This is a genomic window from Thalassotalea fonticola (assembly GCF_032911225.1).
Classification (GTDB): domain Bacteria; phylum Pseudomonadota; class Gammaproteobacteria; order Enterobacterales; family Alteromonadaceae; genus Thalassotalea_A; species Thalassotalea_A fonticola.
In genome coordinates, this window is record NZ_CP136600.1 from 1,023,389 (window position 1) to 1,035,960 (window position 12,572).

The 12,572-nt window shown below is 36.6% G+C and carries 12 protein-coding genes, 8 tRNA genes and 1 riboswitch; all 20 genes read right to left on the bottom strand.

What is annotated here, in order from left to right; all coding sequences use genetic code 11:
• Nucleotides 1-8: 8 nt before the first annotated feature.
• Nucleotides 9-833, bottom strand: a complete 825-nt coding sequence (locus tag RI844_RS04190) for a LytR/AlgR family response regulator transcription factor (RefSeq protein ID WP_348397212.1) — start codon at nt 831-833, stop codon at nt 9-11.
• A complete protein-coding gene (locus tag RI844_RS04195) occupies nt 830-1,903 on the bottom strand; it encodes a sensor histidine kinase (RefSeq protein WP_348398316.1) in 1,074 nt (357 codons plus the stop codon). Before RI844_RS04195 ends, RI844_RS04190 begins: the two co-directional genes overlap by 4 nt.
• A 109-nt stretch (nt 1,904-2,012) precedes the next feature.
• Nucleotides 2,013-2,894: a phosphotransferase gene (locus tag RI844_RS04200; protein WP_348397213.1), complete on the bottom strand. Its 882-nt coding sequence runs from the start codon at nt 2,892-2,894 to the stop codon at nt 2,013-2,015.
• A complete protein-coding gene (gene pnuC, locus RI844_RS04205) occupies nt 2,878-3,525 on the bottom strand; it encodes a nicotinamide riboside transporter PnuC (RefSeq protein ID WP_348397214.1) in 648 nt (215 codons plus the stop codon). The genes RI844_RS04200 and pnuC overlap by 17 nt, the downstream gene beginning before the upstream one ends.
• A 21-nt stretch (nt 3,526-3,546) precedes the next feature.
• Nucleotides 3,547-3,813 carry a hypothetical protein gene (locus tag RI844_RS04210; RefSeq protein WP_348397215.1) on the bottom strand — a complete coding sequence of 89 codons (267 nt, stop codon included), beginning with the start codon at nt 3,811-3,813 and terminating at the stop codon, nt 3,547-3,549.
• A gap of 112 nt (nt 3,814-3,925) precedes the next feature.
• Nucleotides 3,926-6,058 carry a TonB-dependent receptor gene (locus RI844_RS04215; RefSeq protein ID WP_348397216.1) on the bottom strand — a complete coding sequence of 711 codons (2,133 nt, stop codon included), beginning with the start codon at nt 6,056-6,058 and terminating at the stop codon, nt 3,926-3,928.
• Between the two features lie 82 nt (nt 6,059-6,140).
• A riboswitch (TPP riboswitch) is annotated at nt 6,141-6,276 on the bottom strand.
• Between the two features lie 128 nt (nt 6,277-6,404).
• Entirely contained in the window at nt 6,405-6,755 is a 351-nt protein-coding gene (gene hinT, locus RI844_RS04220) for a purine nucleoside phosphoramidase (protein WP_348397217.1), read from the bottom strand.
• A gap of 13 nt (nt 6,756-6,768) precedes the next feature.
• Nucleotides 6,769-7,359, bottom strand: a complete 591-nt coding sequence (locus RI844_RS04225; protein WP_348397218.1) for a DUF4136 domain-containing protein — start codon at nt 7,357-7,359, stop codon at nt 6,769-6,771.
• Between the two features lie 428 nt (nt 7,360-7,787).
• Nucleotides 7,788-7,874: transfer RNA gene (locus RI844_RS04230), tRNA-Leu, on the bottom strand.
• Nucleotides 7,875-7,966: 92 nt separating this feature from the next.
• Nucleotides 7,967-8,042: transfer RNA gene (locus RI844_RS04235), tRNA-Gly, on the bottom strand.
• Nucleotides 8,043-8,079: 37 nt separating this feature from the next.
• Nucleotides 8,080-8,166: transfer RNA gene (locus tag RI844_RS04240), tRNA-Leu, on the bottom strand.
• A 69-nt stretch (nt 8,167-8,235) separates the two neighbouring features.
• Nucleotides 8,236-8,311, bottom strand: a tRNA-Gly gene (locus RI844_RS04245).
• Nucleotides 8,312-8,340: 29 nt separating this feature from the next.
• Nucleotides 8,341-8,416 (bottom strand) — tRNA-Gly (locus RI844_RS04250).
• A gap of 48 nt (nt 8,417-8,464) precedes the next feature.
• A tRNA-Leu gene (locus tag RI844_RS04255) sits at nt 8,465-8,551 on the bottom strand.
• 4 nt (nt 8,552-8,555) lie between these two features.
• Nucleotides 8,556-8,629: transfer RNA gene (locus RI844_RS04260), tRNA-Cys, on the bottom strand.
• 42 nt (nt 8,630-8,671) lie between these two features.
• Nucleotides 8,672-8,747 (bottom strand) — tRNA-Gly (locus RI844_RS04265).
• Nucleotides 8,748-8,924: 177 nt separating this feature from the next.
• Nucleotides 8,925-9,530 (bottom strand): CDP-diacylglycerol--glycerol-3-phosphate 3-phosphatidyltransferase, encoded by a 606-nt coding sequence (gene pgsA / locus RI844_RS04270; RefSeq protein WP_348397219.1) that lies wholly within the window; start codon nt 9,528-9,530, stop codon nt 8,925-8,927.
• Nucleotides 9,531-9,578: 48 nt separating this feature from the next.
• Nucleotides 9,579-11,417, bottom strand: coding sequence for an excinuclease ABC subunit UvrC (uvrC, locus tag RI844_RS04275; RefSeq protein WP_348397220.1), 1,839 nt, complete (start codon nt 11,415-11,417; stop codon nt 9,579-9,581).
• Between the two features lie 31 nt (nt 11,418-11,448).
• A complete protein-coding gene (gene uvrY / locus RI844_RS04280) occupies nt 11,449-12,093 on the bottom strand; it encodes a UvrY/SirA/GacA family response regulator transcription factor (protein ID WP_348397221.1) in 645 nt (214 codons plus the stop codon).
• 66 nt (nt 12,094-12,159) lie between these two features.
• A complete protein-coding gene (locus RI844_RS04285) occupies nt 12,160-12,423 on the bottom strand; it encodes a hypothetical protein (protein ID WP_348397222.1) in 264 nt (87 codons plus the stop codon).
• Between the last annotated feature and the right edge of the window lie 149 nt (nt 12,424-12,572).

Consider the following 12,572-nt stretch of genomic DNA (forward strand, 5'->3'; position numbering starts at 1 on the left):
AATAAAAATTAGCCTAATACTGCTTGTTTTACTTTATCTTTATAACTGCGACTTACTTTCATCTCTTTGTCATTAGTTAGAATTAAATAATATTCGCCACTAACATGATTACCAAACTTATCTATATAGGTTTTATTGACAATGCTTGAACGATGAATGCGAATAAACAGTTTAGGGTCCAACAATTCTTCTAAATCTTTCATTGTTTTTCTTAAAATATGGGTGCCTTCATGTGTATGTACGCACATGTAATCGCCAGCGGCATCAATACATAGAATATCTTTTGTTGGTACTAGCGTTGTTTCACCTACATCTTTAATCGCTAATACGTCGGAATACTGGCTAACACTAACCGGGCCATTAGCGGCCAGTTCAGCTAAGATTTTTTCACAATCATTGCCCGTAACTTCACTAACTAATTGCACAAGCTTGTCTTTATGCTCGCCATCTTTAGCATGCTCTAAGGTTTTAACCACTTTAATAATAGCGTCTTCAAGCCGGTCATGGTCAACAGGCTTTAATAGGTAATCCAGAGCGTGTATTTCAAATGCTTTAATTGCGTATTGATCAAATGCAGTGACAAAGATAATAAGCGGCATTTTTTCATGCATTTCTTCCAGCGCTTGTACAACTTGAAAGCCATTAATCTCGGGCATTTGAATATCAAGAAAAACTAAATCAGGCTGCTGCTTGGTTATTTCCTGTATCGCCTCACGACCATTGCTACATAATGCGCATACATCAATATATTCAAAAGCGCTAAGCCTGACCGCTAAGCCTTTTCGTGCGAGAGGTTCATCATCAACAACTATTGTTTTTAGCGTTTTATTCATTCGTCATGTTCAAGTTGAAAAGGGATCCGTATGTTTATTTTAACGCCTGTAGGAATATTGTCACTAACTACTATGGAATAATTATTATCATATAGTGCTGACAAACGATCTTTGGTGTTAACTAGCCCTACACCATTCTCTCGGTGTAAGTTGCCATTGATAATTTCAGTGCCTGGGCCATCATCGGCAATTTCTAACTGTAGATCGTTAGCAAATCTCGACACTTTAATGGCAATAGTGCCACCATTTTCTTTAACGGCAATGGCGTATTTAATGGCGTTTTCAACGAGAGGTTGAAATAACATACTTGGCACTAAAGCATTTTGACAATTATTTTGCACTTCAAAAGTAATTTTTAACCGTTCTTCAAATCTCACTTTCTCAATTTCAAGATAAAGGTTCACCGCTTTTATTTCTTGTGACAAGGTTACCTTTTTCATTGGGTCCATATCTAATGAATAGCGTAAAAAATCACTGAGTTTAGTCACCATACCATTAGCCGTTTTATTCTCATCTATAAGAATTAGAGTAGAAATAGCATTTAATGTATTAAATAGAAAGTGCGGGTTTAACTGATAGCGCAACATTTTAAGTTGTGCCTGGTTGGCCATATTATTAGCTTTTAGTACTTTTTGTTTTTCTTGCTGCAGCATTTGATAATATTTAATACCGAAATACAAACCACTCCAGCTCAACATAATGTAAAAGGACCATACTGCCGATTGTGCATAATAGAGCCAAAAATCGGGACGCCAGCCGTGTTTGTAAATTTCCCAATAGGTAATATTTTTTACTACTTGCCATAACAAGCCTGCACAATAAGATGAGACAATTATTACAATCGCAATTTTTAACGGTGATAAATTCCAAGCTTTTTGATAGATGTAACGTAGAGGGATAGAAAACAAGGCACCAGCATAGGCACTCAAAATAACTACCCAAGTAAATAGATCTCTTAAATCATGTAATAGCGACCCTAGGTAATGCACCAGAGCAAAACCGATCCAGCCGCCGATATGCAGTAACCAGAAAAAACGATTTCTATTTTCGATAAACTCTTGCCAATTCAAAATATTACTCAACACCGATAATGAACTTATTGTATAACTTCATTATTACTGAAGTAAAATGTAAACACACTGTGATTAATCGTAACTTTATTGCTATTTACCGCAAATTTTAATCATCCAATAGAGTTAATAACAGCTGTTTTTGCTGCTTTATTGATAAATCAGATACAGCATGCACCGAATCAGAAATATCATTAAAAAACCATAACGCATTGATTAATTGACTTATTTTAAAGTACCGCGTTACCTTATCTAGATTTAATGACCTTATATATGGCGCTAAATTTTGTGTAGTATTAGGGCTTGGTAATAAAAGCGAAGTTTGATCATCAGGTGAAACTCCATTTATAGCAAAGCACATACCAACATCGTATTCAGGCTCTGCTAATACACTATATTCCCAATCAATTAACCATGTATGTTTATCCGCTACAAAAATATTATTAAAATTAACATCACCATGATTTACTACATAACGTGTTTCATCAATATCAAGCGATTGCATAAGTGACTGCCAATAACGCTTAATTTGAGTTATCTGTTCATTGGTTATATTTGCTGTATTATCTATTTTTTCAACAAGCTCATTGAATATAAGCTGAGGATTAAACACTGGAAGTGCAGCAGGTAACTGTTGGCAGTGTTGTATTAGATTGACAGCACAATTGAGCTTGTCGATTGACGGTATTGCACTCTGCTGTAACGTTTCGCCAGTTAAATACTCGGTAATGATATAACCAAATAAATCTGACTCCTCAATGATTAAAGGACCAAAACCTGTAGCTGCGGCTGATTTTTGTAATTGTATCTGCTGTTCCCAAGCAATAGTATCAGGTAAATGATTATTAAATATTTTAAGAAAAAGCGAGTATGGTTTAGTAACAAAGCTTACCTTAAAACACTGATGACTTAAGCCACCAGTGATTTGAGTAACTGAACTATACCCTTGCAGAGTATTACTTATCGATAAAATTTTATTGAGTTGTAGCACGTTCAGGTTTCAACACTCTACTGGCCGTTTCAGCTTGTTCTACTTTGTACAGTTTAGACCAATTTATAAAACCAATTATGCACATTAATATATTGAAGCTACCAAGTACTGCTGTTGGCTCAAGGCCTTTTTGTAAATATAGAAACACTGACACTGTGTTTATTACAAACCAATACAACCAATTTTCAAGCAGTTTTATCGTGACTAAATACGTAGTAGATACAGCAAAAACCGTAGTAAATGTATCTAAGTATGCATAATCGGCGTGAGTATAATTATCCATGTACCAACCTAACAACAAACTTAATATTGTTAAAAACGTAATAAGTTTAATATGCTTTAAAATTGGCCAAGTACATACCGGCATTTGATTATTTGCTGTTAATACATCAGAGTTTTGCCAACGATACCAGCCATATAAAGCCATGGCCATATAATAAACGCTTAATAAAGATTCCATCAATAGTGACACATCATAGAAAATAACTGTGAATATTAATGTGCTAATAAACGCAGCTGGCCAACACCAGCTATTATTACGGGCAACTAAAACTACATAGGCTATCGACAAGCCTACAGCCAGTAATTCCCAAAAAGGTAACCCAATAAAGTAATTAATAATACTTTGCATTAACTGCCCTTTCTTTAACGATTATATTTCAGCTTCAGGCTCGCTACGATCGCCACTAATAAATTTACAAACAAACACCGCACTGCCAAGAGTTTGATGCACTTGCTTTATTTCCTGCATAACCGTAGCAACAGCTAAATCATACTCGCCAAACACTTGCGTACTCATTCCATTAGTTACTACTTTTAAACCGTCAACGGTTCTCAGAGTACGAATAAACGACCAAATTTCAGCTTTGAATTTTTCTTCCGCTAATGGATATAGGCTTATTTCTATGGATATTTGCATAATAATCTCATTGTTTAATTTTGTCAGAGGTGTCTTCCGTATTTTTTGTATTCAACACAGAGCCACCTCTAACACCACCACAAAGTGGCAAGTAGAATATTTAGTAGATTGATTAAAATTGATAATCTACTGTTATACCGAATTCAGCGGGTGCAGCTAATTGATAATACCCTTTGGCAGTATAGCTATCGCGCGGATCATTACCAAAATAAAAGCCGCGGCTTTGATAATCTTCATCAGTAATGTTACGTCCCCACAGTTTAACTTGCCAGGTATCTTGAAAATAAGTGACCGATGAATTTAATAATTCTATGGCTTCTGATTTTTCACGATGAGAATCTGAGAAATAAAACTCATCCTTGCCATCAACACTAACATTAAATAAGAAATTATCGTTTAGAAAGTAATTTACGCCAAAATTAAATTGGTATTGAGGGGAATGAGCTTGCTCTTCTCCAGAATAATCAGTTTCATTTCCATCTGAATCTGTGTGTATATAATTCGTATACTCACTATCAAGTAAGCCTAAAGATCCATACAGCTCGAAATTATCATTGATATTCCATGCTCCATCAATTTCTAAACCTTGGTTTGTACCAGATGAAGCATTCACTAGATAACTAACAAACTCTGTAGACCCATCTTCACGGAAAACTTCAGTATATGAACTGATTTGCATGTCATCTCTGTCCATATAAAACAAGGAAAAACGAGCATATGCATCACCGTCTAAATAGTTTTGCTTTAAACCTAATTCGTAGTTCATTACATATTCAGGTTCAAATTCACGGTTATCAGCACTCAAAGTGCCACTTGAATTGACTCCTCCGGCCTTAAAACCACGATTAACTGAACCATAAACTAAGCTATCAGCCGTTGCTTGATAGGCTAAAACAACTTTACCACCAACCATAGTGTCAGATGGCTCAAAATTTACTCCTTCTGAATTACTGTAATCTGCATTGCGGTCTTCAACACGAATACCGGTTGTTAAGGTTAAGTTATTAGCAACTTTACTGTCTAATTGCACAAAACCTGCAATAGTATCAGCGTCAAATTCAGATTCTAAGCCTCCATAAGTATATTCACGTATTAAGTCTTCGCTTTCATTTTTATGGTAAACACCAGCAACCCATGAAGTGGTGTTAGCAAATATTTGGTGATCGGGCTTAGAAACTAATCTGATCTCTTGGGTTGAAGACGCTTTATCTCTAAAATAATAATCTGTTGAAGAATAATCTCCCCACGGACATTCATTTTCTACGCATAAATCAGCATTACTCCAATCTTCATCATAGCCGTAATCAAGTTCAGAATCGGCGTAACTGAAAATTGAAACCACATCAACAGTGTTTAGTCCGCTATAAGTTGCTTTAATACTTGTTGCAATGGTTTCTTGCGTATCAAAACCAGGCTGATCGGATAACGTGTCACGGTTATTATCTAATGAGAAAGCGTCATAACCATTGTCAAAGTCTAAATAAAACACTGACATATCAATTGTTAGGTGTTCTGAGGCTTTGTATTTTAATTTGGTTCTAATCGTTAACTCATCTTTGTTATTGGTATCTTCTTTATCTAAGTAGGTATTTTCAATAAAACCATCACTCTGAAATTGCTCAACGGCTACTCGGTAGCCAAGCTTGTCACTTGCTGGTCCTGACAACATCAGTCCTAATGATGATGAATTATAGTTACCAACCATAGCTTTCACTGAGCCTTCAAACTCTTGAGCAGGATCGAAGGTAGTAATATTAATTACGCCAGCCATAGCATTAGCACCAAATTTTGTGCCTTGCGGACCTCTAAATATTTCAACTTGTTTTACGTCAAATAACGATGCCGCACTGCCAATACCGGTGAAATCTACTTCATCAATAATAACACCTACTGACGGGTTAATTGGCTCTTTAAATTGACTTCGCTCACCTATTCCACGTATTTGGTAATAGCGAGCGCGACTAGAGCCACTGGAAAAGTTAACATTTGGTGTAGCTAACACTATTTCTTCTAGGTTTTGTGCGTTACGTAGGGCAATATCATCACTATTCACTACGGATAAAGATGATGCAGTTTTTTGCAGGTTTTGCTCTCGAAAGTCACCGACTACTTGAATAATTTCAAAGTCTTGTTCTAATTCGGTATTAGCATCAGTTTCAGCAAAAACGCTGGTCGGAAGTAAAGCCAAAGTTATAGCCGAAGCTAAAATTGATTTACTGGCTTTAAGTGTAGTGTGAAAGTTCATTACAGATCTCAGATTAATTTTATAATGGAGATCCGGCACAAAGAAGGAAATATAGAAAATGGAACTGCTGTGTAAAAACGATCCAATGATTCTTAACCATCCCTACGCCGGTATTATCCGGTTCAGGTTCAAAGGGTTTGCGTTTTACAATAGAGCTTATTGTTAACTGCATCTCAGTTGTCATCACATTCGTAATAACAACACCCCCTGGCTCGGTGCGAATACTATCAAGTTTCATCATTTTGTAAATAGGTGTAACTATATAAATTACTACTAAAACAATATTAAACCTTATATAACTAAATGCTGTTCAGATAAAAGTGCATATTTAAAAGCTGGAGGAAGGCTACCCTGCTAACATCGGACCTAAACGTTTACCGCCAACTAAATGCATATGAATATGATAAACCTCTTGGCCGCCATGGTTATTACAATTAACCAGTAACCGATAACCATCTTCGCTAATGCCCTCTTCCATTGCTAATTTTCTAGCTACGGTGAACATACGACCCAGCGTTAATTCATCATCTTCAGTTACATCATTAACCGTAGGTATAAGTTTATTAGGAATAATTAAAATATGACTCGGTGCTTTTGGCGATATATCTCGAAAAGCGGTAACTAAATCATCTTGATACAGTAAAGGTGTTGGAATTTCCTGGCGGATAATTTTTGAAAATATAGTTTCTTCACTCATGAGAATTCCTTTATTACTGGGCCACAATTGGCGCTTTAAAGCTTGCTAACATGGCATTAACCAACTCTTGGATTTTAGCTTGTTTTTCTTCAACAGGTATTTTGGTTTTCTTAATCGCTTTAGACACTACTGAACGCCAAACTGATTTCCCTTCTGCAGGGTCAACAAAATCTATAATAATCGTGCCTTCCACATAATCCTTTATTTCAACTTGCGTTCCAGTATGATGCGGATAGCTATAAAAACCTCTACAACGCCAACATTGGTAGAAGCCAGTATTGTAAGTTCTTAATTGAGTTTTATCTTTAGTGACTAATTGAAAGCGTACTTGCATGTCTGCATCAGCTTTATCTACTTCAGCCATGCCTTTTTGTTTTAGCGTATTGCTAATAGCTTTAATCAAACGATCGTTGTCTAAACTGCTCAAGTTTCGGTTAAGTTTTTTTGACGCCTGTTGATTTGCTTCAAAGTCATCTAACACAACAAATGTTTGTAACTGTGCAAAGTTATATTCTGGATTGTAATCAATATCAGGATTATACGATGTAGCACAGCCAGATAGTAACAATAATAAAGCCGCGAACTTAAAACATGAAAATTTCATCAAAACCTCTATTTAATTATCTATGTATCTAATACTACTAATAATAATAGAAAAATGTAGATTTATTTCAGTTTTAAGATGATGAAACTAAAAAATATGTGCTTAGTATTGCGATTAGATGAATAACGCGGGATTTTAAATTAACTAGATTAAGATCAGATACTGAAATAAATTCAGCAAAATGATAGTGATACTGCAACAAGTTCAGCAAATATCTTGAGGTAGTCTGTAAATATGAATAAAGGAAATATATTAAAAATGGTACCCGGGGCCGGACTTGAACCGACACATCATGTTGATAAGAGTGACGTGGGATTTTAAATCAACAAGATTAAGAGCAGATACTGAAATAAATTCAGCAAAATGATAGTGATACTGAAACAAGTTCAGTAAGTAAGTTTATTAGGAGAATATTGGATATCTTAAAATGGTACCCGGGGCCGGACTTGAACCGGCACATCCGTTAAGACGCGGGATTTTAAATCCCGTGTGTCTACCAATTCCACCACCCGGGCACAGTACCTATAAAGGTTTGGGTATGCTTTTTTGAGTAGAGATTGGTTCCCTACTTTTCTAATAAATAAAATGAGATTTATAAGAAAGAAATTGGAGCGGCTAACGAGACTCGAACTCGTGACATTCACGTTGGCAACGTGATGCTCTACCAGCTGAGCTACAGCCGCTTCATATAGAGCTATGTTACTTAATACATTGTAGAAATGGTACCCGGGGCCGGACTTGAACCGGCACATCCGTTAAGACGCGGGATTTTAAATCCCGTGTGTCTACCAATTCCACCACCCGGGCATTGTATTCCTAAATTAGGATAATGCCTGTCATTTCTACATGACTAAGTAGCAAAATATTAGATTGGATTGGAGCGGCTAACGAGACTCGAACTCGTGACATTCACGTTGGCAACGTGATGCTCTACCAGCTGAGCTACAGCCGCTTCATATAATCTATTTTGTAACATTAAATTGGAGCGGCTAACGAGACTCGAACTCGTGACATTCACGTTGGCAACGTGATGCTCTACCAGCTGAGCTACAGCCGCTTAATTTAATTATTACGTTCTTCATACAAACCATCAAATCAATGAAAATGGTACCCGGGGCCGGACTTGAACCGGCACATCCGTTAAGACGCGGGATTTTAAATCCCGTGTGTCTACCAATTCCACCACCCGGGCAAAGTGGAGGCGGGTCCCGAAGTCGAATCGAGGTCCACGGATTTGCAATCCGCTGCATAGCCACTCTGCCAACCCGCCAATTTTCATCAACTGTTGGTGATGTACTTCCTTAGAAAAAATTGGAGCGGCTAACGAGACTCGAACTCGTGACATTCACGTTGGCAACGTGATGCTCTACCAGCTGAGCTACAGCCGCTTCAAGATGTCGACTCCTTGTCAACGGATGTGCATTCTACATCGTTCTATTGATGAGTCAACACTTTACCTTCAATTTTTTTCTATTTTTTTCTGTTTGCTTAAAATACGACTAATCTGTCGTTTTTTTAACTTAAATTTGTAATTTATTTAACCACCTAGTGAAAATAAATGTTTATTATTTTTTTGAAAATTCTGGCCAAGCTGCTTTAAGATATTGAAACATTGAAACAAAGGCAAAAACAGTGGCAAAAAAGTAAAACCCCCATGCTGCATAATTAATCACAATTGCAGGTAAATCGAACAAGCCTAAAGGAATTGGATAATTAGGATTCCAAATTAAGCCCATTAATGCCAACATTTGCGCTGCTGTTTTCCACTTACCTAATTCAGATACAGCAACATTACCGCGCTTACCTAAATCAGCCATAAATTCTCGTAGCGCTGAAATTATAATTTCACGAGCAACCATGATTAATGCCGGAACGGTAACCCAAAGGTTACGGTATTCAGAAACTATTAATACCAAGGCGATAGTAACCATAAGTTTATCAGCGACAGGGTCTATAAATGCACCAAAGTTACTAGACTGTTTTAATTTTCTAGCAAGGTATCCATCTAATGCATCGCTGATAGAAGCCACCCAGAATACTGCGAACGAGGCAAAATTTGACCAATTTTTTGAAAATGTTTCAGGCATCATGTCGTGCATGTAAAACACAACGACAAAAACAGGGATTAAAATAATCCGGAAAAGTGTTATTTGATTAGGTATTGTCCACATAACTCTACTACAGGCTTTTTATTATAAATACATTGTACATGATGAAGGTTAATTGTCATGTAAGCTATTGAAAATATTTGTCGCTAAATCTTTACTTATACCTGGTACTTTCATCAACTCATCTACCGTCGCTTTTTTAACTTCTTGTAATCCGCCTAAATATTTAAGCAGCGCTTGGCGCTTTTTCATGCCAATACCTGGAATTTCTTCCAACGTTGATTTAGTAGCAGCCTTTCCTCTTTTTGCTCTGTGGCCGGCTATAGCAAAACGATGTGATTCATCTCTGATATGCTGTACTAAATGTAATGCAGGAGAAGTAGCTGGCAAAGAAATAAGTTGATGCGAGCCTGCCATGATTAGGGTTTCTAACCCTGGTTTTCTAGATTCGCCTTTTGCTACACCAATAAGCATAGGCGGTTTTGTTATATTTAAATCGGCAAAAAATGTTTCCGCTCTTGCTAATTGACCTTTACCACCATCAATAAACACGATATCTGGCAGCTTATCTTCGTCAGTAACTTTACTATAACGTTTGTTCAGGGCAAAAGACATTGCCGCATAATCATCACCAGGAGTAATACCATGCACGTTATAACGCCTGTAGTCGCTTTTTAACGGCCCATCAGTATTAAACACAACACAAGAGGCAATAGTTTGTTGTCCCATGGTATGGCTTATATCAAAACACTCAAGCCGCTCTATTGGCTTGGATAACTCAAATTCATTATTTAAATCTCTAAAACGCGCTTGCATCGATTCTTTATGGCTATTTTTTACATTTAAGGCATTTTCGGCATTGGTCGTCGCCAATTTTAAATAGCGAGAACGCTCTGAACGAACGTTTACTGAAAGTTTAACGTCACGCTCTGCTTGTTTTGTTAATAACACTGCAATTTCTTTTTGAGATTCAAAAGCAAGCGGCAGAATGATTTCTTTGGCAATATTAGCTTGGTCAACGCCTTCGCCTAAATAGTGTTGACTTATAAATGCTTCTACAACTTCTTCATCACTGGTATTGGCTGGAATGTTAGGGAAAAAACTTTTACTTCCCAGAATTTTTTGATCGCGGATAAACAACAAATGCAAACAGGCTTGATTCTTCAAACGATGGAAACCAATCACATCTAACTCTGCGGTTGTACCACTAACAAATTGCTGTTGTTGAACTTTTCTTAACGTAGCAATTTGATCTCTATATCGGGCAGCATTTTCAAAATCCAATTGCTCACTTGAAACTTCCATATTACTAACAAGGGAGGAAATCACTTGTTCATTTTTACCTTGTAAAAATAATCGAGCCAAGCTTACTTGTTGTTGATAGTCTGCATCGGATATTTTTCCTACACAAGGGGCTGAGCAGCGCTTAAGTTGATATTGCAAACATGGTCTTGAACGGGCCCGGTAGTAACTATCTTCACATTGTCTAATTGGAAAAAGTTTTTGCATTAACCTAAGACTTTCCCATACAGCACCTGCTGTAGGGAATGGGCCAAAGTATTCGCCTTTAGTACGTTTACCGCCACGATGAGAGCCTAATTTAGGGTGCTTATGGGAACTAATTAATAGATACGGGTAAGATTTATCATCTCTTAACAGAACATTATATTTAGGCTGGTATTTCTTAATGTAGTTATTTTCTAAAATAAGGGCTTCGCCCTCAGTATGAGTTACAGTGACATCTATAGCTTTTATATGACTCACTAAGGCCCTAGTTTTAACACTGCCAACATCTTTTCGAAAATAACTACTCAGTCGACTTTTTAGATCTTTTGCTTTACCTACATAAATGATAGTTTGTTCACCATCATACATACGGTATACACCGCTTTGCTCAGTTACCGAAGATAAGAAAGCTTTATAGTCAAAGTCATTACTTTGCTCTGTCATCAAATTACCAAATATATTCTGTTAGGAAATTCTACAACATTTCTGTATTAAGCATGCCATAACGAATTGCTAAGTGAGTAAGCTCAACATCGTTACTCACCGAAAGTTTATCGAACATACGATAACGATAACTGTTTATGGTTTTACTGCTTAAACTTAATTGATCTGATATATCAACCACTTTTTCACCACGAGTGATCATCATCATAATTTGTAATTCACGCTCAGATAAAGAAGAAAACGGGCTTTCATCAGGTTTATTAAATTGACTCAATGCCATTTTCTGGGCAATTCCGGGGGTAATGTAACGTTGACCGCTTTTAACCGCTTTAATCGCCTGAATCATCTCCTGCGGTGGTGTATTCTTAGTTAAAAAACCAGAAGCGCCTATTTGCATTACTTTCGTTGGGAAAGGATCTTCAATATGAACAGTTAAAATTAATACTTTAATGTCAGGGTTATAGCGGATGATTTTCTTAGTTGCTTCTAAGCCCCCTATTCCAGGCATATTAACATCCATAAGCACAACGTCGGGAACATTAGCACGGCAGTACTGCACGGCTTCTTCACCGGTAGATACTTCACTAACAACTTCAATACCTGAAGCATCTTCAAGTAAACGTCTGATCCCCATTCTAACTAGATCATGATCATCTACCAACAATACTTTGATCACTTATTTCCCCTACGGTGCAAATCACTTTTTTTATTAATATAAAAATACCACATATGTTATATGCGATTAAAGTTTATTTTGATTAAGCCAATTATTAAGTAAGCCAATTTGGCCATTTTTATAAGCTGCATAAGTAATACGAATCGCATTTGATAAAATAACACTATCGTTCCAATCCGTTTGGTCACTAATTTTTGCATAACATTCAATGGCTTCGGAAGTTAAATAGCCTCTAACCTCCTTTTTTCCACTGTCTTTTTGTTTATCTCGAAATCTTTTTTGCTTTTCAGCATTGGTTAATGCGGCTTTTTTGCTAGGCTTATTAGTCATAGGCATTACCTTTTAATATATTTATTGCTTATGGTTACGGATAACCAAAGTAATTGCAATTTATTTCAAATAATTATTGTTTAGTGTACAAGTGTTCGCTAAAGTAGCGGCAGATTTTCTGATAATGCCAATTAGCTGATAATTAGCAT